Here is a 22107-nt window from a genome sequence, read left to right as displayed (position 1 = left end):
GACTTCGCGCTGCGGCGAGGCCGCGTCGCTACAGGGTGACCGGCCTCAGGAGAGTCCGGCGGGCGGCGCGTCGCTCAGCGCGCCCGAGGCCGCGCGAGCACCTGCGTTCGCCGCCCCGGAGCGACGTCGATCACTCGCGTGTCGGCGCCCTTCGGGTGCTCCACCCGCACGCGGTAACGGCCGGCCGGGAGCCGCACGTCGAGCGGCGTCTCGCCGACGCGCACGCCGTTGACGAAGACCGTGCCCCAGGGCACCGCGTTCACGCCCAGCACCCCATGTCCCGACGACGCCGGCGGCACGGCCAGGCCGTTGAGGCGCGCCGCGATCCGGAGCGTCTCCACGGCGGGCAGCGGCGCGAGCTCGGAGACACGCGCTGGCGGCGCGGCGGGCTCGAGCTGGGCGGGCGCCGCGAGCACCGGCGCGGCCTGCGGCGCCGGCGTGGGCGCAGGCGACGGACCGCCGGCGCCGGCCGGCGGGGGCGTCCGCTCGGGCGCCGCGGGAGCGTGCCCCGCGGTGTCCGTGGACGCGGCGCGGGACGCTGCGCTCCCGCCGCGGAGCAGGAGCGCTCCGGCCAGCAGCGCGGCGGCGGCCACGACCGCGATCGCGATCGCCACGGGGCGCGAGCGCCGCGACCGGCGCGCCTCGCCGGCCGCCGGCGGGACGGTGCGCGTCGCGGCTTCCTCGTCGTCCCCCCGCGCGCTCGCCTCCGCGGCGAGCACCGCGGCGGCCGGAGCGGACACCCGCGTCGCCCCCGCGACCGGCTCGGCGGCGACGGGCACCGGACGCACCCGCGTGCGTTCGGGCGGCCGCGCCGCCGCGGGACCCTCGGGCCAGAGGCGATGCATGAAGGTCCGCAGATCGACGTCCGCGGCCGAGCGCGTGATGCGGAGGAGCACGTCCGCGAGCGCGCGCGCCAGGTCTTCCGCGGACCGGGTCCTCCGCGCGGGATCGCGCTCGAGCGCGCCGAGCACCGCCGCGTCCAGCTCGGGCGGCACCTCCTCGTTCCAGGCCGACGGCGGCGACACCGCGGCGTCCTCGAGCACGGCCCCGAGGGTCGCCGCCTCCGACTCGCGCGCGAACAGGCGGCGGCCGGCGCACAGCTCCCAGAGGACCACCCCCAGCGCGAACACGTCCGCGCGGGCGTCCACGGCCTCGCCGCGCGCCTGCTCCGGCGCCATGTACGCGAGCTTCCCCTTGAGCGTGCCGGGCGCGGTGAGCCCCGCCTGCCCCATCGCGCGCGCGATCCCGAAGTCGGCGAGCTTCACCTCGCCCTCGAACGACACGAGCACGTTGTGGGGGGAGACGTCGCGGTGGACGAGGCCGAGCGGGCGCCCGCCCTCGGACAGGCGGTGCGCGTAGGCGAGCGCCTTCGCGACCTCGGCGCCGAGGTGCACGGCGCGCGCGAGGCCGAGCCGCTCGCCGCGCTCGCGCGCGCGCTCGACGACGCGGCCGAGGTGGTGCCCGCGGACGAGCTCCATGGCGATGTAGTACCGACCGTCGACCTGATCGAACTCGAAGACCTGGACGACGTTGGCGTGCCCGAGGCGCGAGGCGAGCCGCGCCTCCTCGATGAACATCCGGACGAAGTCGCCGTCCGCCTCGTGCTCGCCGCGCACGAGCTTCAGCGCGACCTCCTTCACGACCCCGGCCGCGAGCGACACCTCCGCGCGCCACACGTCGGCCATCCCGCCCGAGGCGAGCGGCTCGAGGAGCCGGTACTTGCCGAACGGGCGCACGCGCCGCGGATTCTACGGTGCGTGTCGTGTCACGAAAAGGAAAGGGCGCGACCGGAGAGCCGGCCGCGCCCGAGGGGTGCGTGACGGTGGGATGGCGGAGGCCGCTCAGCGGCCCCGGCGGCGGCGGAGCGCCAGCCCCACGAGCGCGGGGAGCGCGAGGAGCGCGCCCCCGCCGAACCCGCCCGCGGAGCCGCAGCCGCCGCCCTGGACGCGCGGGAAGTCCGGCATGCCCGGCACCTCCGGCATGCCCGTCGCCGTCGCGAGCGGCTTCCCGCCGAGCGCCAGGATCTGCATCGCCAGCGCCTCGCGGGCGGCCATCACCCGCTCCGGCTCGACCTCGGTCTGCCACGCGGAGGGGAAGAGCTCGCGCGCGATCTTCGCGGCCGCGTCCCGCTGGCCCGCGTCGGCGAGGAGCTTCAGGTACTCGTAGTCCTCCATGCCCTCGCGGATCATCTTGAGCCGGATCGAGGCGACCGGGATGTCGGTGGACCCGCCGATGCGCGCCGGCGTGCCGGGGTAGAAGAGCGTGCCGTCGCCGTTGCCCGAGAAGTCCCACTGGTTCGACCACGCGTCGTGGGTGAACGCGAACGCGGTCTCCCAGTACAGCTCGCCCGTCGCGTCCTCGAGGAACGAGATCCACTCCATCGCCCGGTTCCGCACGGCGGAGGAGTCGATCATGTAGCTCGGCCAGCCGGTGTTGTAGCGGTCCCACTCCGAGGGGTTGCCGATGTTCACGGTCCCGCCGCAGCCGTGGCTCATGCAGCTCTGGTAGAGCCAGAGCTCCTTCTTCTCGGACTTGGCGAGGAAGCCGTCGTACTTCGCCCGGTTCTGGCCCAGGCTCCCGGCGCCGGGCCTGTCGTCCATCCAGTTCACCACCGGGACCATGATGTCGATCTCGTCCGCGACCCCGTGCTCCTCGGCGTCCCAGATCTGCGTCGTGACGAGCGTCCTGAACTCCGGATCCGCCTCGTGCACGGCCTTCGTGCGCTGGGGGAGCTCGTCCCAGCTGCAGGTGAGGGGCGGCTCGTCGCAGGTGTAGTCGAAGAGACGATCGAACCAGCCCTTCGCGCGGAAGTGCTCCGCCCAGCGGCGGTGCTCGTCGACCGACGTCTGGTTGCCGACGTACTTCACGGTCGTGAGCTTCGCGCCCGGGAGGCGGGTCTTCGCCGTGCCGTCCACGAGGGGGGCGTAGTTGCGCTCGAAGTGGTCGAAGTCGCCGTGATAGCCGTCGTCGGCGACGCCCGAGAGGGAGACGCGGTGGTCGAGACCGAGCGCCGCGTAGCGCGCGCGGATGGAGGCGTCGGTCTCCGGCGACACGCCGTGGCCGCTCGGGATGAGCCCCCAGGACAGGCCGAAGTGCGTCTTGAGGGAGGCCGTCGAGGGCAGCTCGAAGTCCCACACCGTGAGCATGACCGGGATCTTCGCCTCGCCCTCCTCGGAGGCGATCGTCACCTCGCCGAAGTGGGTGCCCGGCTTCGCGTCCGGTGGCACGCGCACCTCGACCCAGATCGCGCGGCTCTCGCCGGCCGGGACGTCGAACGGGAACGCGTTGCGCTTCTCGCCCACGACGTCGTCCACGTCGGGCACGAGCGCGTCGGGCCACCGGCCCGTCGCCCCGTCGAGCGCGGAGGCCGTGTGCACGTCGATGGCGTCGACGCGGTAGAGCTTCACGTCGTCCACGACGCCCGCGCCCTCGAGGCTCGTCGCCCGAGCGGACACGCCGCGCGCCGGGCCGGTCACCACCACCTGGAAAGCCTCGAACTCGTTGCGGGCCGCCGCGATGCGCGCCTCGGTCGTCTGGCGCGGCTGAGCGTCGGGCCGGATCTTCTCCGTCGCGCCGGCCACCCAGACGTCCGCGGCAGCGGCGAACAGCGGGGCGGTCGAGAGGGCGGCGGCGAGGAGGGCTCGGCGGGGACTCATCGTTCGGGGCTCCTTCCCGTTCGGGTTTCGAATCCGGGAACGGAGGCCCAAGCGAGCGAATTTCTCGCCCCCTGGTGAGGGAAGGTGCCGCGGAGGGGGCGTGGCTCGGACGCCCACCCACGCCATCCGACGCCTGGCGCCAGGGTGAGCGGAAGCCCACAGCGAGCTCGCCTGCTCGCGATCTGAGCGCGGCTCTAAGGCGATCCGTGGGTGCCTGCAGCCTGGGCGCGCGCGCAGGGCGGGCCCTGCTCGCACGGGCGCCTTCCAGGCGGTGCCCAGGCCGTGGCGAATTTGGGGTCGCTTCTAGGGAGGGACGCGCCGCGACGGGCCGTCCCGAAGAAAGCAGCGCGCCGCGAGGCCGTCGGGCCCCGCGGCGCGCGGTACGCGGGCGGACCTACCGCCCGGTCATTTCAGGGTCGAACGCGGCGTCACTCTCCGCCGTGAGGCGCCGCCGGCGCCACGGGGAGGGGCGGCGGACGCGCCGCTGGCCGCGGGCGCCCTCCCGCGGGCAGCGGCGGAGGCCGCGATGCCGCGGCGGGGGTGGGCCGGGCGGGGACCACCGCTGGCGTGCGCTCGAGGAGATCCACCCGGGCACGCACGCGGTCGAGCCGATCGAGCGACGCCGCGAGCGCCTCGTCGAGCCACTCGTCCACCGCGCGCCGCTCGTCCGCCGCGACGATACGCCCGGCCGCCCGCAGGGTGTCCCAGACGGCGCGGTGCAGGAGCTTGAACTCGCGCGCGACGCGCGCCCCCTGCGCGCCCGAGCGGACCAGCACCGCGCACCGGTGCAGGGCGTCCTCACCGGACCGCACGCGGGATCCGTCCCCGCGGAGCGCGAGCGCCATCTCCCTCAGCAGCGGGCCCACCGCGAACCCGATCGCAGGCTCCCCGCCGAGCTCGCGCTCGGCCGAGCCGCGCCACGCCGACGCCATCTCGCTTCGATGCTCCTCGATGAGGAGTCCCACCGCCACCGCTGTCACGCCCCGCCCTCCCGTCGCCTTCGAGATCCTCGGCCCGGAACCGGCCGGACCCCTCGCATCGAGATAGCAACGGACCTGCCAGCGCGAACCTCCCCCTCGGCGCCCGACCGATCGCGGGCGTGCCCGCCGCAAGGGGAAACGGATTTCCCAAACGGTGAAGTGCGAGCGCATCCGCGGAACTCCGGCGCCCAGCGGCTCGCCACGTTCGCGGGGCCCCGAGTCAACCGCTCGTCCACCGCCCAGGCAGGCGTGCCGCCGGTGGACGGACGGCGTGCACGCCGGGTCACGGGAGCGGGCTCGCCCGACCGCTCGCAGCCAGCGCGAGCGAGCACCCCCGGCGCACGGCCCCCCTGGCGTGCTAAGTGACGCTCATGCTCGCCGCGCTCCTCGCCCTCGCGATCGCCACCCCGCCCCCGCCTCCGGCTCAGGAGGCGAGCGTGGACCGCAGGCTCGCGATCCTCGGGGCGATGCAGGCCGAGCTCTCCCGCTCGATGCAGCGACTCCGCATCGAAGGCTACGAGGCCCCGTACTTCGTGGCGTACCAGCTGAAGGACGTGACGCGGCACGAGATCGGGGCGCGCCACGGCGCGGTCTTCGACGACGACTCCCGCCGAGACAGGACGCTGTTCGTCGATCTGCGCGTGGGATCGTACGAGTTCGACTCCTCCGCGCCCGACGAGGGACCGTTCCTGATGGCAGGCGAGGGGCCGAGCTGGTACGCCCCCAAGGAGGCGCCGCTCGAGGACGACACCGAGGCGCTGCGCAGCGCCCTCTGGCTCGCGACCGACGAGCGGCTGAAGGAGGCGCTCTCCTCGTACTTCAAGAAGCGCTCCCGGGACGTCTACCGCCAGGACGACCCTCGTCGAGCGCCGAGCTTCACCCGCGAGGCGCCCTCCCGCGCCGTCGAGTCGCCCCGCCCGTTCCCGCTCGACCGCGAGCGGTGGAAGGCGATCGCCCGCGAGGCCACCGCCCGCTTCCGGGCGCACCCCGCCATCTTCGACGCCTCGCTGCGGATCGTCGCCGAGAAGCAGATCCGCTGGTTCGCCTCCAGCGAGGGATCGGCCCTCGTCACCGAGCAGACGATCTACGGCGTCCACCTGCAGGCGGTGACGCGCGCGCCGGACGGGCAGCTCCTCGAGGACGGACGCGACTTCTACGCCCGCGCCGAGGCAGCGCTCCCGTCGCCCGAGGAGCTCGGCCGCGCGGCGCAGGCGGTCATCGGCGAGCTCGAGGCGCTCCGCAAGGCCCCGGCGATCGATCCCTACACCGGTCCCGCGATCCTCGAGCCCGAGGCGGCGGGGGTCCTGTTCCACGAGGCGGTGGGCCACCGGCTCGAGGGAGAGCGCGTCGACGACGACAAGGAGGGTCAGACGTACAAGGGACAGGTCGGGCAGCGGATCCTCCCCGCCTTCCTGTCGATCGTCGACGACCCTACCCTCGACTCCGCGGGCGGGACGGCGCTGAACGGGAGCTACGCCTTCGACGAGCAGGGCGTGGCCGCGCAGCGCACGGTGCTCGTGGAGGACGGCCGCCTCGCGACGTACCTGCTCTCGCGCAAGCCGGTGCGGCCGTTCGAGCGATCGAACGGCCACGGGCGCAGCCAGGGCGCGCGCAGCCCGATGGCCCGGATGGCGAACCTGGTCGTGGAGTCGCGGCGCGCGGTGTCTCCTGACGAGCTGAAGCGCCTGCTCATGAAGGAGGCCCGCCGCCAGGGGAAGCCCTACGGGCTGGTCATCCGCGACATCACCGGCGGTAACACGAACACGATGTCGTACGGCTACCAGGCGTTCAAGGGGACGCCCCGGCTCGTGTACCGCGTGGACGCCAGGACCGGCGCGGAGGAGCTCGTGCGCGGCGTGGAGCTCGTGGGCACGCCGCTCGCCAGCGTGAACAAGGTGATGGCGACGTCACGCGACGTGAAGACCTTCAACGGCTACTGCGGCGCGGAGAGCGGCTACGTGCCGGTGGCGACGGTCGCGCCCGCGGTCCTCGTCGGCGAGATCGAGCTGCAGCGCGTCGCGCGCGCCAGCGAGCGGAGCCCCATCCTGCCCGCGCCGTGGTCCGAGGCGGAGCGGCCGGCCGCGCCACCGCGGGCGCCGGGGGTGGCGCCGTGAGCCTCCCCCTCCCCGTCCCCACGCTCGACTCCGTGCTCCTGAAGCCGCGCCGCGCCGCGCTGGACGCGTTCCTGCGCGCCGGCTGGGCGACGTACGCCGCGCAGGGTGGCCTCGACGCCGAGCGGCGGCGGCTCCTCAACGTCGATCTCTCCGAGCCCGACGTGTGCTTCCTGAAGGACGGCGACCTCGAGGCGGTCGCGCACGTCGAGACGGATCGCGCCGGGCTGGTGACGCTCGTGGAGGTGGTCGGCGCCGAGCCGGCCGACCCGGTGCGCGTGTCGCTCGCGCTGCTCGGCGCGGAGGGTGGCGCGCCGCGGACGGGCGGCGGCGGCGACGCGCGCGAGTGGGTGTGGGGCCCCGAGTCGGGCGCGACGCTCGAGGTGGAGGGCGAGCCGGTGCGGCTGTGGATGTGCGCGGAGCGCGCCTACGGCGACCGGCTCTGGCTCGTGGCGAGCGTCGTCCGGCGGGCCTGAACGAGCCGACGCGCGGTCACCGCTCCCACCCGCGCCAGACGACGTAGCGGCGGAACTCCGCCGCGAAGGCGGCCGGCTCGATGCCGACGCCTTCCCTGAAGGCGGACGGGAAGCCGCGCCCCGCGGCCATCCCGTCCAGCACGGCGCGCACGCGCGCCTCGCCGTAGCGCGCGACGAGGAACGCCACCGCGTGGTGCGCGGCGCCGTACACCACCTCCGCGCGGCCGAGGTACAGCGCCTCGGACTCCGAGAGCGGGTCCGCGCCGCCGCCGGCCACGCCGGCGTAGTAGCCCGCGAGCGCCGCGAGATCGCCGTGCCGCTCGGCCTGGCCCGCCGCGAGGCTCGCGAGCCCCTCCGTGAACCAGCGCGGGATGCCCTTGTACATCCAGGTCTGCGCGTCGCCCGCTCGCTGCCACATGGCGCAGTGCGCGAGCTCGTGGGCGAGGAGCTCCGCGACCCGGGCCCGGCGCGCGCCGAGGAGCCCCCACGTGCGCGGGGACTGCAGGTCCACGGTGGCGTAGCGCGCCCAGGCACGCAGCCAGGGGTAGCCGGGGCGCGAGGCCGCGCGCTCCAGCGCGGCGTGGCTCGGGTGGAGCGCGATCGTGACGGGGACGGCGAGCGCGCCGAAGCGCTGCGCGCGCGGCGCCGCCTCGGCGAGCGCGTCCGCCACGAGGCGCGCCGCCCTCGCGTCCGCGGCGTCGTGGACGATGCGGAACCGAGCGCCCCCCGCAGCGACGTCGAGGACGCGCGACCCGCCCGAGATGGGCCCGGGGAGCGAGCGCGGCGCGCAGGCGGCGAGGAGCGCGAACGCGACGGCGAGCGCGGCGCGGGGCACGCCCTCGTGTACCGTTCAGCGCGACGCCGGCGCAAGCGCACCGGCGAGGCGGAGGAGGAGCGGCGCGAGATCGGTGAGGTCCCGCACGCCGTCGAGCGCCCCGGCCGCCCGCCCGAAGCCGAGCACCGGGACGGGTGCGCGGGTGTGGTTGCGGATCGACAGGTCCTCGACGTTGCCGTGGTCGCTCGCGACGACGAGCGCGTCGTCCGGCCCGAGCCCGCCGACCAGCGCGCGGAGGAAGGCGTCGATGCGGTGCAGCGCGTCGAGGGCGGCCTCCATCGAGCGCGCGTGGCCCGCCTCGTCGGTCTCGAAGAACTCGACGAGCGCGAGGTCCGCTCCGGCCGCGAGCCCCCGCAGGATCTCCGCCGCCTCCTCGGGGCCGCGCTCCGGCAGCCCCGCGCCGTGCGCCCGCGCCTGCCGCCCGGTGAGATCGTGCGTGAGGGCCCGCCCCGCGCGCGCGTCGGCCCAGGTCCGGAAGCGGAACCCGCCCGCCGCGTACGCGAGGGTGGTGGCCCCGGCGCGCGCGCGGCGGCCGACGCGCAGCGGCTCGGGCTCGCCGTCCGCCTCGAGCCCGAGGGCGCGCAGGTAGGCGAGCGGGTACGCGTTCGCGAACACCGCCGTGCGCCCGGCCGCGGCGAGGGCGCGGAACAGCGAGCGGGCCCGGAGGAGCTCGCGCAGCGGCGCGTTCGGGAACCCGAGCACGTGGCGGCCCACCTGCGCGGGCGCGTTCTCGCCCGTGAAGATCGTCGTCTGGCCGGTGGCCGATTGCGGGCGGCCCGGGACGCCGAGGCACGCGTCGGCGAGGACCGCCCGCCCCCCCGCGGGCAGCGGCGATCCGCTCCCGTCGGCGAAGCGCGAGAGGAGCAGCTCGGACCGGGCGAGCGGGTTGCGGTCCGGATCCGGGAGCCCGGCGCCGACGCCGTCGACGAACACGAAGATCACCGCCACTCCCCCGTCATAACGCGGCGGCGGAGCGCCGGCGCCCCGGGAGCGCCCCACCCGTGCATGTGCGAGACGCCGGCCCGGCCTGGCGCTATCCTCCGCGCGCCCTTCCTCGCCCGAGCACCATGCCCCGCCTATCGACCTTCGAGCCCGACTGCACCATCTTCCTGGACGGCCAGCCCATCCCCGCGAGGCGAGGAGAGCCGATCGCCGCCGCGCTCCTCGCCGCGGGGCGCCCGCTCGTCTCGCGCAGCGCGAAGTACCACCGCCCGCGCGGTGCGTTCTGCCTCGCCGGCTCGTGCGGCTCCTGCCTCGTGCGCGCCGGCGGGCTCCCGAACCAGCGCGCGTGCCGGACGCCCTGCCGCGACGGCCTCGCCATCGAGACGCAGAACGCCGTCCCGAACGCCGCCCACGACGTGCTCGGGGTCATCGACCTCGCCTACCCGCACGGCCTCGACCATCACCACCTCATGACGTGGAGCGGCCTCGCGAACCGCGCTGCCGTCGCGTTCTCGCGCCGGCTCGCCGGCCTGGGGAGGCTCCCCGACCCGGAGGCGCTCGACGCCGAGCGCGCCCCGCCCGCCGCGGAGGAGCGCGTCGAGGTGCTGGTCGTCGGCGCCGGCCCCGCCGGCCTCGCCGCTGCGGAGGCGCTCGCCGGCGCCGGCCGGCAGGTCCTCGTGGCCGACGCGGAGCCCGCCGTCGGCGGCCGCCTGCGCTGCCGCTACGAGCTCCCCGGCGAGCCGGACCTCGCCTGGGCCGAGCGCGTCGCGACCCGCGTGGCGGCGGCGGGCGGGGAGGTCGCGCTCGGCACGACGGTGCTCGGCCTCTGGCGCGACGGCGGCAGCCCCCTCGCCGCGCTCGACGCGGACGGGCCGCCCCGGCGACTCCGCCTCGTCCGGCCGCGCCGCGTCGTCGTGGCGACCGGCGGGCACCCGCAGCCGCCAGCGATCGAGAACGGCGATCGACCGGGGGTCTACGGCGGCCGAGGCCTCGCGGTGGCGCTCGCCGAGCACGGCGTGCTCCCGGGACGGCGCGCGGTCGTCGTCGGAGAGGGCGCCGAGCCGGAGGCGCTGGCCGCGCGGCTGGCGGCGGCCGGGGTCGAGGTGCGCCGGCTCCCGCGGGCGGACGGCGCGCGGGCGCTCGGGCGCGCGCGGGTCCGGGCGATCGAGCTCGGCGGGGAGCGGATCCTCTGCGACGTCGTGGCGGTGGCGACGGCTCCGGCACCCGCCGCGGAGCTCGCCCGCGAGCTCGGGGCGGAGGTCGCCCTCGACGTCGCCGCGGGCGTGTTCCGGCTGAAGGTCGCGGCGGACGGCCGGACCGGCGTGGACGGGCTCTTCGCGGCGGGCGAGGTGACGGGGGAGATGGACGGGGCGCGCGCGGCGGAGTCCGGGCGGCGCGCGGGGGAGGCAGCGCGGTGACCAAGTCCATCGTCTGCGCCTGCGAGGACGTGCTCGTCGAGGAGGTCCGGCGCGCCTTCCTCGCGGGCAATCGCGACCTCGAGTCCGTGAAGCGCTACACCGGCTTCGGCACCGGCCCCTGTCAGGGGAAGAGCTGCGTCTCCCTCGTCGCCCGCGAGCTGCTGCGCCTGGGGGCGACGCCCGCGGAGGTGCTGCCCTTCACGGTCCGGCCCCCCTACCGGCCGGTGCCGCTCGGCGCGCTCGCGGCGATCGCGCCGGACGAGCTGCCGCTCGACGACGGCGTGCCCGTCGCCCCCGCCGAGGCGCGCACGCCGGCGGCGGAGCTCGCTCCGCTCCCCGCCCGCGCCGACGTCGTCATCGTCGGCGGCGGCATCATGGGCCTCGCCCTCGCCTACGAGCTCACCCGGCGCGGCACGCGGGACGTGCTCGTGCTCGAGCGCGCCTACCTGAACGCCGGCGCCTCCGGCAGGAACGGCGGCGGGGTCCGCGCGCAGTGGACCACGCCCACGATGATCCGCCTCGCCCGCCGCTCGCTCGAGCTGTGCGATCGGTTCGCCGTCGAGATGGGCGTGAACGTCTGGTTCCGCCGCGGCGGGTACCTCTTCCTCGCCCCCACGCCCGAGCAGGTGGAGCGCATCGAGCGGAACGCCGACTTCCACCGGCGCGAGGGGCTGCGCACCCGCGTGCTCGGCCGGGCCGAGGCGCTCGAGGTGGTCCCGCAGCTCGATCCGGCGCGCTTCCTGGCCGCCTCCTACAACCCGGATGACGGCGTGGTCTTCCCCTGGCCGTTCCTGTGGGGCTACGCGGGCAGGGCGGAGGCCGCCGGCGCCCGGGTCGCCACGTTCACGACGGTGACCGGGTTCGAGCGGGCGGAGAAGCGCGTCACCGCGGTGGTGACCGACCGCGGCCGCGTGGCCTGCGACCTCGTCGTCGTGGCGGCGGGGGCGTGGTCCAAGGAGGTGGCGGCGCTGGCGGGCGTCGCGCTCCCGAACCGGCCCACCCGCCACGAGATCCTGGTCACCGAGCCGATGAAGCCCTGGCTCGACCCGCTCGTGTCGGTCCTCGGCAACGGGCTCTACTTCTCTCAGTCGCAGCGCGGGGAGCTCGTGGGCGGCATGGGCGATCCGCTCGAGCCCGAGGGCGTGGTGCAGGGGTCGACCCTGCGCTTCCTGGCGCGCTTCGCGCGCGCGGCGATCGACTGCATCCCGCTGCTGGCCGGGACCCGCGTGTTGCGGCAGTGGGCGGGGTGTTACGACGTCACGCCGGACAACAACCCCGTGCTCGGCCCCGCCGGCTTCGAGAACTTCCACCAGCTCTCGGGCTTCGTCGGGCACGGCTTCATGATGGCCCCCGCCGTCGCCGAGCTGTACGCCGACTGGCTCACCGGACGTGGCAAGCACGAGCTCTTCGAGCAGTTCACGCTCGATCGGTTCACGCGTGGCCCCGTGGCGAGGGAAGACTTCATCATCGGCTAGAGATAAGCTGCCCCGATGCCACTCGGGAAGAAGATCGCGTTCCTCGGCAGCGGGAACATGGCCGAGGCGCTCGTGAAGGGCCTCCTGGGCGCCGGCACCGCGTCGGCCGAGGAGATCGTGTGCGCCGAGCCGCGCCTGGAGCGGCGCGAGGAGCTCGCGCTCCGGTACGGCGTGAAGGTGATCGGCTCCAACCTCGAGGCGACCGAGCAGGCGGATGTCGTCGTCCTGTCCGTGAAGCCCCAGACCATGGAGCAGCTGCTCGACGAGATCGCGCCGGCGGTGGACCACCGCAAGCTCGTCGTCTCGATCGCCGCCGGCGTCTCCATCGCGGCGATCGCGCGCAAGCTGGGTGCCGGCGTCCGCATCGTACGGACGATGCCCAACACGCCCGCGCTGGTGGGCGCCGGGGCGACCGCCCTCGCGCGCGGCGCGCACGCCACGGACTGGGACCTCGAGCAGGCGCGGAGCCTGTTCCAGGCGGTCGGCACGACCGTGATCGTGGAGGAGCACCACCTCGACGCGGTCACCGGCCTGTCCGGCTCCGGGCCGGCGTTCCTCTTCCTCGTCATCGAGGCGCTCGCCGACGGCGGGGTGAAGGTCGGGCTCGCACGCTCCGTGGCCATGACGCTCGCGGCCCAGACGGTGCTCGGCTCGGCGAAGCTCGTGCTCGAGACGGGGGAGCACCCGGGCCGGCTCAAGGACCAGGTGACGAGCCCGGGAGGAACGGCGATCGCCGGGGTCCACGCGCTCGAGCAGGGAGGGCTGCGCGCAGCGCTCATCGCCGCGGTCGAGGCCGCGACGCGCCGATCGCGCGAGCTCGGCGAGCGGGCGGTGCGCGGCGACTGATCACGGCAGCCGCGCCGGGACGACCGCGCGGATCTCGGTCCCCTCGTCGCCGCCGCGGATCCGGAGGGTCCCGCCGAGCTGGCGGATGCGCTCGCGCATCCCGCCCACGCCCACCCCGACGAGCGACTCCGGCCCGAGCCGGATCCCCCTCCCCTGGTCGCGGATGACGAGCACCACCTCGCCGTCCGCCTGGGTCAGGCCCACCTGCGCGAAGCGGCTGCCGGAGTGCCGCTGCACGTTCGCGAGCGACTCCTGGACCACCCGGAACAGCGCGAGCTCGGTCTCGGGGGAGAGCCGCGCGACCCCCTCCGAGGTGAACGTCACGTCGATCCCGCTGCGGGTCGCGAACCCGCGCACGAACCAGTCGAGCGCGGGGACGAGGCCGGTGACGTCGAGCATCGGGGGGTGCAGCACGTGGGACACGGTGCGGAGGTCCTGGAGCACGGTCCGGCAGAGCGCCTCGCACTCGTCGAGCGAGCGGCTCGTCTCCTCGTCCTCGCTGCGCCCCCGCGCGCGCGCGATCTCGAGCGACAGGGCGAACACCTGCTGGGCCACGCCGTCGTGCAGCTCCCGCGCGATGCGCCTCCGCTCGGCGTCCTGCACGTGCAGGATCTGTCCCGTGAGCGCGTGGAGCCGCTCCTCCGACTGCTTCAGCTCGGTGACCTCCTCGTGCGCGAACACGAGCCGGGTGGCCCCGCCGGCCTCGAAGCGGGTGATCCGCAGCTGGAACCAGCGCGGGCGCTGCGCGCCGTGGCACGCGTACTCGAGCCGGAAGTCCTCGCGCCGGGCGTCCGCGAGGGCGCGGATCGCCGCGCCCACCGCCGCCGCCTCCGCGCAGCCGTTCTGCGCCGCCGCGTCGCACTCCCCGAGGTAGCTCGCGGCGAGCGCGTGTCGCGGCAGCGCGAGCCCGTTCTCGTCGGCGAAGCGACGCCACGCGGCGTTCACCGCGACGATCGTCCCCGCGGCGTCGGTGATGGCGACGTGGGCCGAGAGCGCGTCGATGGTGGACTGGAGCAGGTCGCGCGAGGCGAGCGCGCCGAGCTCGCTCGCGCGCATCCGCTCCGCGTCGCGGGCGCGCGCGAGCGCCGCCGCGACGATGTCGCCGACGATGAGGGCGTTCGAGAGCGTGCGCTCCGGCCACGCGTGCGGCCCCCGGCAGGAGAAGGCGAGCCAGCCCAGGGCGCGCTCGCCGGCGCGGAGCGGGATCGCCGCGAGCGAGCCGACGCCGAGCGCACGCAGCTGCGCGCGCTCGGCCGTGGCCGCCGGCGGGAGGTGCTCGAGCGCGGCCAGCGCGTAGGCGCGGTGCTCGCGCAGGTGCCGCAGGAGGACCGGATCCAGCCAGGGCTTCTCCTGGTGCATCCTGCGCGGGTCGGGATCTGCCGGGTCCTCCGGCCAGGAGACCACGCGCCGGACCCCGGCGCCGTCCTCGTCGAGCAACCACGCGGAGGCGCGCTCCGCGGCGAGCGCACACGCCGCGAGGCGCAGGGCGCGGCGGACGCCCTCGCCGACGCGCTCGGCCGGCAGCTCCATGAACCCCGCCGAGACCTCCAGCGCAAGCGCCTGCAGCCGCCCCTGCTCGTCGCGCTCCCGCTCCGCCCGCAGCCGCAGCAGGGCCGCCGCGAGGAGCATCCCGAACCGCCGCGCGTCGGCGATGAGCTCCCGCTCCCAGGAGCGCTCCTGCGAGAGGCTCACGAACCCCGCCCACCCGAGCACCGGGTGACCGGCGCAGGAGAGGGGCACGAACAGCGCCGCGTGGATGCCGTTCGCCTCCGCGAAGCGCCGTTCGGCCTCGGCGGAGGATGGGAGGTCGTCGAGCGACGAGAGCGCGACCACTCGCCCGGCCTCGATCTCGCCGCGCACCCACGGCGCGTCGAGCTGCGTCGCGGGCGGCGGCATGCCGGGCGTGGACCAGCTCCGCTCGAGCGCCAGGCTCTCGCCGGTCCCGAACAGGAACACCGCCGCGCGGTCGGCCCGCACGTGCAGGCCGGCCTCCCTCAGCACGGCGTCGACGGCCCGATCGAGGTCGGCGGCGCCGACCGCCAGGAGCTGCTCGGTGGCGGCCGCGATCGGGTCGGCGCGGGGCGCGCTGGTCGACCGGGGCTCGGGCGGCATCTCGCTCTCTTACGCTCCGTCCGCGCGGGTGACGCGCCCCGTCTGGAGCCATCCGGGAGCGCGCGGGTGGATGCGCCCGAGGGTGCCGGGGAGGGCGCGCCCCGTGCGCCGGCCACCGCGATCGGAGGTCAGGGCTCGACGATGCCGTTGCGGATGGCGTAGTGCACGAGGTCCACGATCGAGCTGGCGCCGAGCTTGCGCATCACGTTCGCACGGTGCGTCTCGACCGTCTTCGCGCTGATGGAGAGCTGGCCGGCGACCTCGCGGTTCGAGTCGCCCTGGGCCAGGAGCCGGAGCACCTCGCGCTCGCGCTGCGTGAGCGAGGTGACGCGCCCGCCGCGCGACACGACCGTGTTCCGCTCCTGCGCCGCCGCGTTCCCGGGCCGCTCCGCGGCGCGCGAAGGGACGTAGGGGGCGTGCTTCGAGAGGGCGTCGATCGCGTCGACCAGGTGACGGGCGGCGTCCTCCTTCAGCACGTAGCCGCGGGCGCCGGCGTCGAGCGCCTGGCCCAGGAGCTGATCGGAGTCGTGGACCGTCAGGAGGATGATCTCGGTGTCCGGCACCGAGGCGCGGATCTCGCGGGTCGCCTCGAGCCCGTTCAGCTCCGGCATCGTGACGTCGAGGACCACCACGTCGGGCCTGAGCTCCTGCGCGAGCCGGACGGCCTCTCGCCCGTTCGAGGCCTCGCCACACACCGTCCACCCCGGATGCGACTCGACGAGCGCTCGAACGCCTCGCCGAACCACCTCGTGATCGTCCGCGACCACCGCGCGCATGGGCACCTCCGGGCGACCCCAACGCCGTCAGGCTTCTTGTGTAAGGCGGCTTCACCCGACCCACCACTCCCGTGGCGGCGTGACGCGTCACCGCAGGACGCGGGAGCCGGCGCCGCGGCCGCTCCAAGGCGGGGGTGGGCGCGTCTACTCGGTCGTCTCGCAGCTGGCCCAGCCGCAGCGCGCACACGTCATGCAGCCGCCGGTGCGCGACAGCGGGGAGGCGCACTGCGGACACTCCTCGCCGTTCCGCGTCGCCCCGCTCGTGAGCACCTGGCGCTCGCGCGAGCCGTCACGATAGACGGTGATCCCCTTGCACCCCAGCTCGTACGCGAGGGCGTAGGCCCGCGCGACGTCGTCCACCGCGGCCGAGCGCGGCAGGTTGATGGTCTTCGACACGCCGTTGTCGGTGTGGCGCTGGAAGGCCGCCTGCATCCGCACGTGCGCCTCCGGCGCGACGTCGTGCGCGGTCGCGAACAGCCGCGCGACCGCGGGCGGAACGCCCGGGACCCCTCGGGCGCGTCCCGCGGCGCGGACGGCCGCGAGCGCGGCGTCGGCGCCTGCAGCGCGCAGCGCCTCCGCGACGAGCGGGTGCTCCTCGCGGAGCTCCGAGTCGTCGAGCGCGCGGCGGACGTACGCGAGCGCGAACAGCGGCTCGATCCCGGACGAGCACCCGGCGATGAGCGCCAGCGTGCCGGTCGGCGCGATGGTCGTGACGGTGGCGTTCCTCCTCGGGCGGCCGGCGTGGGCGAGGGCGCTCGTCGGGAACCCCGGGAAGGCGCCCCGCTCGCGCGCGAGCGCCTCGCTCGCGGCGTGCGCCTCGCGGGTGACGAACCCCATCACCTCGTCGGCCTTGGCGAGCGCGTCCGGGGAATCGTACGGGATCCCCAGCCGGACGAGCAGGTCGGCCCACCCCATGACGCCGAGCCCGACCTTGCGGTTGCGGTGCGAGATCTCCGCGATCTGCGGGAGCGGCCACACGTTCACGTCGAGCACGTCGTCGAGGAACCGCACGCCGTCCCGCACGCACGCCCCGAGCCCGTCCCAGTCGACCCGCCCGCTGCGCTCGAAGCAGGCGAGGTTCACCGAGCCCAGCGTGCACGCCTCGAAGGGCAGGAGCGGCTGCTCACCGCACGGATTCACGGCCTCGAAGTGCCCGAGGTCCGGCGTGGGGTTCGCGGCCTCGACGCGATCGAGGAACACGAGCCCCGGCTCCCCGGACGCCCACGCCGAGTCCGCGATGCGGGCCAGCAGCGCGCGGGGATCGATGTTCCTCACGATCCCGCCGCGAGGATGCCGCAGCGGCCAGGGGTCGCCCCGCGACGCCGCCCGGAAGAGCGCGTCGGGCGCGGCCACCGACAGGTTGAAGTTCTCGAGGCCGTGGGAGCGCTTCGCGTCCACGAACTCGAGGATGTCCGGGTGCTCGGCCGACAGGACCGCCATGTTGGCGCCGCGGCGTACCCCGCCCTGCTTGATGATCTCCGTCGCGGCGTCGTAGACGCGCATGAACGACACGGGACCGCTCGCGACGCCGTGCGTGGTCTTCACCACGTCGCCGCGCGGGCGGAGCCGCGAGAACGCGAACCCGGTCCCGCCGCCCGACTGATGGATGAGCGCCGCCCACTTGAGCGCGTCGAAGATCGCGGCGAGGTCGTCCTCCACCGGCAGCACGAAGCACGCGGCGAGCTGCCCGTGCGCTCGCCCGGCGTTCATGAGCGTGGGCGAGTTGGGCAGGAACTCCAGCGCCGACATGCGGGCCTCGAACCGCTCGGCGGCACGGTCGCGCTCCGCCGGAGGCTCCGCCGCCGCCACCGCGCGGGCGACGCGCCGGAACAGCGCTCCGGGGGTCTCCACCACCGCGCCTCTCTCGTCGCGGAGCAGGTAGCGGCGCTCCAGGACGTGCAGGGCGTTGTCGGTCAGCCGCGCCATTGGGTGAGCGTAACGAGGCTCGCGTCCCTTCGCCGCTCGCGCCTGGGAGCGCCAGCCGGCGCGTCCGGTATGGCGGCGCGCGGAGCTTATGCGCGCGCGCCCTTGCCCCGCGCAGGGGAGGCCCTCAGGTTAGGCCCATCCGCAGTAGGACAGGGAGTCGCACATGCCGGACCGGGACAAGGGACAGCGCCGCGCGAGCGGCAACATGACGGTGCGGGAGGCCGGCCGCCTCGGCGGCGAGGCACGCAAGGAGCAGCTGGGCTCGAAGGGCTACTCCGAGCTCGGCCACAAGGGCGGACAGCGGGTCCGCGAGCTCATCGAGGAGGGCAAGAACGCCGAGCGGAAGTAGGGCCGGGTGCGAGCGCGAACCGCGCTCGCTCGCGTCTCGCCCGTCCGATCGACGGCCCGAACCCACGGCTTGTGCGCCGGCCGGGCCTCTGCGAGAACTGGAGGATGCGACGCGCCCTCCTCCTCGCCCCCGCCCTCCTCGCGCTCGCGGCCTGCGCGCCGCACGCGGCCATCCCGGACGCCGAGCGCAGCCGCGTCCACCAGGAGCTCGACGGCCAGCAGCGCTACCTGCGCGTCGCAGCCTACGTCGCGCCGTTCTGGGGCGACCGGACGAAGCTGCTGCTCTCGGACCGGGCTCCCGCCGATCTCGACTTCATCGAGACGACCGGGGGGACGCCCATCGCGCCGCCCACGCCGGAGCGCGTGCTGCCGCCCGGCACGCCGGTGCGGCTGCGCGAGGTGGAGTTCCCGACCGGCTGGCTCATCGCTCGCCGCGTGGTGATGACGCCCCGGTACAGCCCGTGGGTCTACGTGGAGGCCGCCGGCGAGTCGCGCCCCCTCGTCGTCGTCCTCCCGCAGACCGCCGCGAGCTACGAGGACGTGCGGCTCGAGCTGGAGCAGATCCTCTCGGCCGACGATCCCTCCTCTTTCTTCCGGAGCCTCCCCCAGGAGCAGCGCGCCGCGATCGCGAAGAAGGAGCCGGTCGAGGGCATGAGCCCGCGCGCGCTGGAGATGGCGTGGGGCCTCCCGGAGAAGAAGCGCATCGACCGCCCCGCGGGAACTGAGGAGTGGAGCTGGGCGGGCGGGAAGCGCCGCGCGTTCCTGCAGGACGAGCGGCTGGTGCGCTGGGAGAGGTGACCCGCCGCCCGAGGCGGCGCGCCGGCTGCGGACTCGTCGCTCCGCTGCTCGGCGTGAGCGGCGGTCCGTTCATCCCCCAGCGCAGGGCCCGCACAGCGGGACCGGAGTCGAGGGCCTGCGCTGCTCCGCTCCTCTTGCGCCCGGCTCGGCTCGAGCTCGTGCGCCTGCGCTCGACCTACCGGCGGCCACCACGGTCGCGACGGCCACCACGCTCACGGTGCCCGCCATGGCCGCGGTGGCCGTGGCCGCCCCGGTCGCGCTCGCCGCGGTCGTCGCGCCGCCGCTCGCGCCGCTCGCCACCGTCCCGCCCGGCGGGCTGCGGCGACACGCCGATGGCGACGCAGAACACCGTCCCGGCCCGGAGCTGCGCCACGAGGTCGGCCTCGCTCGCGACCGGATCGCGGAACAGCGTCGCCGCCTTGCCGATCGCGTCGAGGGACGCGTGCGCGCCGGACGCGCCGGTGCAGGGGAGGCTCATGTGGTCCGCCGCCTCGACCGCGAGGTCGTTCGCGGGGCCCTTCACGCTCGCGTTCAGCGCCTCGATCGCGGCGAGCCCGTCGATGGTGAAGATGAAGTCACCGCTGGGCCGATCGATCGTCTTGTCGTAGGGGTGCGCCGCGACGGCGACGCCGCCGAGCTCCCGCACCCTCGCGAGCACCTCGCGGGCCGGCCAGGGCGTCGCGGAGCCGAAGGCCTGCGGCGGCGCCGGGACCCTGGCCGGATCGGGGAAGAAGCAGAGGTAGTGCCCGTGGTCGGTGGCGACCTCGACGCCCACGAGCGCGAGGATGCCCTCCTCGCGGCCCGCGGCGCGGATCTCCTCGAGCCCGTCGAGCGTGTTGAGATCCGTGAACACCACGCCGTCGAGCCCGGCCTGCTTCGCCCGGCGCAGCGCCTCGCGCGGCGCGAGCGTGCTGCCGCGGGAGTGGTGGCTGTGGACGTGGAGATCGATGAGCATGGCGCCCCCGGCCGCCTTGGGCCGTCGCGTGCTTAGCACGGGGCGCGGGGGCTGAGAAGCCGTCAGGCGAGCGCGATCGCCTGCTCGTGGCGGAGCTCGCGGCGATCCTCCGCGGCGCGGATGAGATAGCCCATGAGCATGAGGCTCGAGGTGTTCTCGAGGACCTTCTCGGGATCCCGCGAGATGAGGCTCGCGCTGTACGAGAGGAAGAACTGCGCGAGATCCTCCCCCGCCTCCCGCACGATGAGCGCGTTCAGCTCCGAGGGATCCATCGTGCGAATCCGGTTGATGAACTCGACAGCGAAGCCCTTCTTCGCCCGCATGACGCCTCCGGTGGGCTGAACGTAGGGACGGCCGGCGCGCCGAGCAAAAGCCGCGGAGGGGGAGCGCGCGCCCAAAACCACGAGGAGACATCGGGTGTTATCGCGACCGCGCGTTTGACACTGCAAAATGCGTCGGCAATACTTTTTCGGGTCGGTCGCGCCGTGAGGGCGAGGCGTCAGAGAGACACGGGGAGAGCGCGATGCAGGAGTTCACCGGCGTGAAGGTCTTCTCCGCCACGAAGGCGAAGGAGCGGGAGGAGCTGGGCGAGACCGTCACGCGCTGGCTTCGCACCAACGCCGACCTCGAGGTGGTGGACCGGGTGGTCACCCAGTCGAGCGACGACGAGTTCCACTGCCTGTCGATCGTGCTGTTCTTCCGTCAACGGGCGGGGTAGCTAGCGCCCTTCGCCCCCGGTCCCACCCTCCCCGCCCGGCGGCAGCTCGCGCGGCGGGGGCTTCGAGCCGCTCCCCGACACGCCGTCGCCGTGCACCGCGCCCTTGAGGTTGCGCAGGGCCTTGCCGAGGCCCGCGCCCAGCGCGGGCAGGCGACTCCCGCCGAAGAAAAGCAGGACGACGAACAGGACGGCAAGCAGCTCGACGATGCCCATCCGGACCTCCGCGGCGTGGCTAGCTGAAGACGGACGCGCTCCATACACCCGCCCAGGGGAGCCGCGCCACCCTCGCGATGCCCGCGCGGAGGAGTTCCCGCGCACCGACCGCCCGGCGCGTGGTAGGGAGCGCGGATGAAGCTCAAGCAGAGGCCGGAGGACTTCCAGGTCACCGAGTCGTGGCGTTTCGAGGAGGACCCGCGAGGCGCGCACTTCGTGTACCTGATGGACAAGCAGAAGCTCTCCACGTTCGAGGCGGTCGAACGGATCTGCGCCGGGTTCAAGATCCCGCGCGCGGCGGTGAGCTACTGCGGCCTCAAGGACAAGCAGGGACGCACCACCCAGCTCATCGCGATCCAGGGCCGGGAGATCGAGCTGCAGGACCCCGACCTCCGCCTGAAGCCGCTCGGCCGCGCGGCTGAGCCGCTCTCGGCGGCGAACACCACCTCCAACCGCTTCGCGGTGACGGTGCGCGACCTCGGCGAGGACGACGTCGCCCGGCTGACCGCGTCCATCGCGGAGGTCCGGCGCCTCGGCGTCGTGAACTACTTCGACTCGCAGCGCTTCGGATCGCTGAAGCACGGCCAGGGCTTCATCGTGAAGGACCTGATGCGCGGCGACTTCGAGGTCGCGCTGAGGAACATCCTCGCCAGGCCGAGCGATCTCGATCAGTCGGGCGACGCGCGCGTGAAGGCGTTCTGGAAGGAGCACTGGGGGGAGTGGGACCGCCGCAACCCGTACCCGGGAGCGGAGCGCTACCAGGCGGTGGTCAAGTGGCTCAAGGCGCACCCCACCGATCACCGCGGAGCCATCCTCCGTACCGAGCCGCGCTGGCGCGCGCTCCAGGTGTTCGCCTACCAGAGCTGGCTGTGGAACGAGGGCGTGAAGCAGCTCCTGAAGGACGTGGTCGGGATGGCGCGCCTCGTGTCGATCCGCTACCAGGCGGGCTCGCTCCTGTTCCCGCGCGAGCTCGACGCGGCGCAGGCGCGTCAGCTCCACGACCGGACGTTCCCGCTCCTCGCCCCCGGCACGCGCTTCTCAGATCCGGCGATCGAGAAGGCCGCGCTCTCGGTGCTCGGGCGTGAGGGCCAGGAGCTCGCGGATCTCTCCGTGCCGGGCACCCCCGAGATCCACTTCGAGCCGGAGGAGCGCCCGCTCCTCGTGTTCCCCGGCCGGCTCGCGGTCGGCGAGGCGAAGCCCGACGAGCTGAACCGCGGCCGGCTTCGCGTGAACGTCGCGTTCACGCTCCCGCCCGGCGCCTACGCCACGCTGGTCGTGAAGCGGCTCTTCCACTGGACGCTCGCGCCGGGGCGCCGCGCCACGCCGGTAGCCGCGCCGGGCACCGCCGCTGCCCGTCGCGCGGCGCCCGCGCGCCCGGGGGCGCAGGCCGCCCCCCCCGAGCCGGCCGCTCCCCGCGCCGCGAAGCAGGGCTTCCTCGCCCGCCGCCGCGCCGAGAAGGAGGCGCGGCAGCAGCGGCGCGAGGCCGCGAAGAAGAGATCCTGACGGCGGTTTCGATCGCGCC

Annotated in this window: 20 protein-coding genes; 9 read left to right on the top strand and 11 right to left on the bottom strand. The window is 75.1% G+C overall.

Annotated features, from left to right (window positions below):
* Positions 1-74 precede the first annotated feature (74 nt).
* From ANAE109_RS07110 to ANAE109_RS07100, 3 genes are all read right to left on the bottom strand, one after another.
* Positions 75-1736: a serine/threonine-protein kinase gene (locus ANAE109_RS07110; protein ID WP_011985709.1), complete on the bottom strand. Its 1662-nt coding sequence runs from the start codon at positions 1734-1736 to the stop codon at positions 75-77.
* 105 nt (positions 1737-1841) lie between these two features.
* Complete coding sequence (locus ANAE109_RS07105) at positions 1842-3656, bottom strand: DUF4091 domain-containing protein (RefSeq protein ID WP_011985708.1); 1815 nt, start codon at positions 3654-3656, stop codon at positions 1842-1844.
* A gap of 428 nt (positions 3657-4084) precedes the next feature.
* Positions 4085-4588, bottom strand: a complete 504-nt coding sequence (locus ANAE109_RS07100; RefSeq protein ID WP_011985707.1) for a hypothetical protein — start codon at positions 4586-4588, stop codon at positions 4085-4087.
* A 419-nt stretch (positions 4589-5007) separates the two neighbouring features.
* Here ANAE109_RS07100 and ANAE109_RS07095 point away from each other — a divergent pair, with 419 nt between their 5' ends.
* Together ANAE109_RS07095 and ANAE109_RS07090 are read left to right on the top strand one after the other, a co-directional pair.
* A complete protein-coding gene (locus ANAE109_RS07095) occupies positions 5008-6750 on the top strand; it encodes a TldD/PmbA family protein (RefSeq protein WP_011985706.1) in 1743 nt (580 codons plus the stop codon).
* The gene (locus tag ANAE109_RS07090; RefSeq protein WP_011985705.1) at positions 6747-7223 is read left to right on the top strand and encodes a hypothetical protein; all 477 of its coding nucleotides are present in this window, start codon (positions 6747-6749) and stop codon (positions 7221-7223) included. The genes ANAE109_RS07095 and ANAE109_RS07090 overlap by 4 nt, the downstream gene beginning before the upstream one ends.
* A 16-nt stretch (positions 7224-7239) precedes the next feature.
* On the opposite strand, the gene ANAE109_RS25235 is transcribed toward ANAE109_RS07090, so the two are convergent.
* Both ANAE109_RS25235 and ANAE109_RS07080 read right to left on the bottom strand, forming a co-directional pair.
* A complete protein-coding gene (locus tag ANAE109_RS25235) occupies positions 7240-8058 on the bottom strand; it encodes a hypothetical protein (protein WP_011985704.1) in 819 nt (272 codons plus the stop codon).
* Between the two features lie 15 nt (positions 8059-8073).
* On the bottom strand, positions 8074-9000 hold the full coding sequence (locus ANAE109_RS07080; protein ID WP_011985703.1) for an alkaline phosphatase family protein: 927 nt from the start codon (positions 8998-9000) through the stop codon (positions 8074-8076).
* Positions 9001-9125: 125 nt separating this feature from the next.
* Here ANAE109_RS07080 and ANAE109_RS07075 point away from each other — a divergent pair, with 125 nt between their 5' ends.
* From ANAE109_RS07075 to proC, 3 genes are read left to right on the top strand one after another with little or no spacing between them, the layout of a single operon-like run.
* Positions 9126-10418, top strand: a complete 1293-nt coding sequence (locus tag ANAE109_RS07075; protein WP_041448175.1) for a 2Fe-2S iron-sulfur cluster-binding protein — start codon at positions 9126-9128, stop codon at positions 10416-10418.
* Entirely contained in the window at positions 10415-11893 is a 1479-nt protein-coding gene (locus ANAE109_RS07070; RefSeq protein ID WP_011985701.1) for an FAD-dependent oxidoreductase, read from the top strand. Before ANAE109_RS07075 ends, ANAE109_RS07070 begins: the two co-directional genes overlap by 4 nt.
* A 15-nt stretch (positions 11894-11908) precedes the next feature.
* Complete coding sequence (proC, locus tag ANAE109_RS07065) at positions 11909-12739, top strand: pyrroline-5-carboxylate reductase (RefSeq protein WP_011985700.1); 831 nt, start codon at positions 11909-11911, stop codon at positions 12737-12739.
* Here proC and ANAE109_RS23320 read toward each other — a convergent pair whose 3' ends face one another.
* From ANAE109_RS23320 to ANAE109_RS07050, 3 genes are all read right to left on the bottom strand, one after another.
* A complete protein-coding gene (locus ANAE109_RS23320; RefSeq protein WP_049768536.1) occupies positions 12740-14851 on the bottom strand; it encodes a GAF domain-containing sensor histidine kinase in 2112 nt (703 codons plus the stop codon).
* Between the two features lie 128 nt (positions 14852-14979).
* A complete protein-coding gene (locus ANAE109_RS07055; RefSeq protein ID WP_041448174.1) occupies positions 14980-15627 on the bottom strand; it encodes a response regulator transcription factor in 648 nt (215 codons plus the stop codon).
* A gap of 144 nt (positions 15628-15771) precedes the next feature.
* Positions 15772-17553, bottom strand: coding sequence for an adenosylcobalamin-dependent ribonucleoside-diphosphate reductase (locus tag ANAE109_RS07050; RefSeq protein ID WP_011985697.1), 1782 nt, complete (start codon positions 17551-17553; stop codon positions 15772-15774).
* A gap of 163 nt (positions 17554-17716) precedes the next feature.
* Between ANAE109_RS07050 and ANAE109_RS07045 the strand changes: the two genes are divergently transcribed.
* Positions 17717-17902, top strand: a complete 186-nt coding sequence (locus ANAE109_RS07045) for a hypothetical protein (protein ID WP_011985696.1) — start codon at positions 17717-17719, stop codon at positions 17900-17902.
* 104 nt (positions 17903-18006) lie between these two features.
* The gene (locus ANAE109_RS07040; protein ID WP_011985695.1) at positions 18007-18699 is read left to right on the top strand and encodes a hypothetical protein; all 693 of its coding nucleotides are present in this window, start codon (positions 18007-18009) and stop codon (positions 18697-18699) included.
* A gap of 175 nt (positions 18700-18874) precedes the next feature.
* Here the strand turns inward: ANAE109_RS07040 and ANAE109_RS07035 are convergent, their stop codons facing one another.
* The gene (locus tag ANAE109_RS07035; protein ID WP_011985694.1) at positions 18875-19654 is read right to left on the bottom strand and encodes a PHP domain-containing protein; all 780 of its coding nucleotides are present in this window, start codon (positions 19652-19654) and stop codon (positions 18875-18877) included.
* A gap of 62 nt (positions 19655-19716) precedes the next feature.
* Positions 19717-19977 (bottom strand): hypothetical protein, encoded by a 261-nt coding sequence (locus tag ANAE109_RS07030; RefSeq protein WP_011985693.1) that lies wholly within the window; start codon positions 19975-19977, stop codon positions 19717-19719.
* A 200-nt stretch (positions 19978-20177) separates the two neighbouring features.
* On the opposite strand from ANAE109_RS07030, the gene ANAE109_RS07025 reads away from it, so the two are divergent.
* Positions 20178-20372 (top strand): hypothetical protein, encoded by a 195-nt coding sequence (locus ANAE109_RS07025; RefSeq protein WP_011985692.1) that lies wholly within the window; start codon positions 20178-20180, stop codon positions 20370-20372.
* Here ANAE109_RS07025 and ANAE109_RS07020 read toward each other — a convergent pair whose 3' ends face one another.
* A complete protein-coding gene (locus ANAE109_RS07020) occupies positions 20373-20585 on the bottom strand; it encodes a twin-arginine translocase TatA/TatE family subunit (RefSeq protein ID WP_041448173.1) in 213 nt (70 codons plus the stop codon).
* 135 nt (positions 20586-20720) lie between these two features.
* Between ANAE109_RS07020 and truD the strand changes: the two genes are divergently transcribed.
* Positions 20721-22088 (top strand): tRNA pseudouridine(13) synthase TruD, encoded by a 1368-nt coding sequence (gene truD / locus ANAE109_RS07015; protein WP_011985691.1) that lies wholly within the window; start codon positions 20721-20723, stop codon positions 22086-22088.
* Positions 22089-22107 lie beyond the last annotated feature (19 nt).

Source organism: Anaeromyxobacter sp. Fw109-5, assembly GCF_000017505.1.
Classification (GTDB): Bacteria; Myxococcota; Myxococcia; order Myxococcales; family Anaeromyxobacteraceae; genus Anaeromyxobacter.
Note: the sequence above shows the minus strand (reverse complement) of the source record. Positions and strands in the feature narration are given on the sequence as shown.

Coding starts and splice junctions, on each gene's coding strand:
- ANAE109_RS07105 (WP_011985708.1), bottom strand. CDS start 3,656: ATGAGTCCCCGCCGAGCCCTCCTCGCCGCCGCCCTCTCGACCGCCCCG.
- ANAE109_RS07100 (WP_011985707.1), bottom strand. CDS start 4,588: ATGGCGTCGGCGTGGCGCGGCTCGGCCGAGCGCGAGCTCGGCGGGGAG.
- ANAE109_RS07095 (WP_011985706.1), top strand. CDS start 5,008: ATGCTCGCCGCGCTCCTCGCCCTCGCGATCGCCACCCCGCCCCCGCCT.
- ANAE109_RS07075 (WP_041448175.1), top strand. CDS start 9,126: ATGCCCCGCCTATCGACCTTCGAGCCCGACTGCACCATCTTCCTGGAC.
- proC (WP_011985700.1), top strand. CDS start 11,909: ATGCCACTCGGGAAGAAGATCGCGTTCCTCGGCAGCGGGAACATGGCC.
- ANAE109_RS23320 (WP_049768536.1), bottom strand. CDS start 14,851: ATGCCGCCCGAGCCCCGGTCGACCAGCGCGCCCCGCGCCGACCCGATC.
- ANAE109_RS07055 (WP_041448174.1), bottom strand. CDS start 15,627: ATGCGCGCGGTGGTCGCGGACGATCACGAGGTGGTTCGGCGAGGCGTT.
- ANAE109_RS07050 (WP_011985697.1), bottom strand. CDS start 17,553: ATGGCGCGGCTGACCGACAACGCCCTGCACGTCCTGGAGCGCCGCTAC.
- ANAE109_RS07045 (WP_011985696.1), top strand. CDS start 17,717: ATGCCGGACCGGGACAAGGGACAGCGCCGCGCGAGCGGCAACATGACG.
- ANAE109_RS07040 (WP_011985695.1), top strand. CDS start 18,007: ATGCGACGCGCCCTCCTCCTCGCCCCCGCCCTCCTCGCGCTCGCGGCC.
- ANAE109_RS07035 (WP_011985694.1), bottom strand. CDS start 19,654: ATGCTCATCGATCTCCACGTCCACAGCCACCACTCCCGCGGCAGCACG.
- ANAE109_RS07030 (WP_011985693.1), bottom strand. CDS start 19,977: ATGCGGGCGAAGAAGGGCTTCGCTGTCGAGTTCATCAACCGGATTCGC.
- ANAE109_RS07025 (WP_011985692.1), top strand. CDS start 20,178: ATGCAGGAGTTCACCGGCGTGAAGGTCTTCTCCGCCACGAAGGCGAAG.
- ANAE109_RS07020 (WP_041448173.1), bottom strand. CDS start 20,585: ATGGGCATCGTCGAGCTGCTTGCCGTCCTGTTCGTCGTCCTGCTTTTC.
- truD (WP_011985691.1), top strand. CDS start 20,721: ATGAAGCTCAAGCAGAGGCCGGAGGACTTCCAGGTCACCGAGTCGTGG.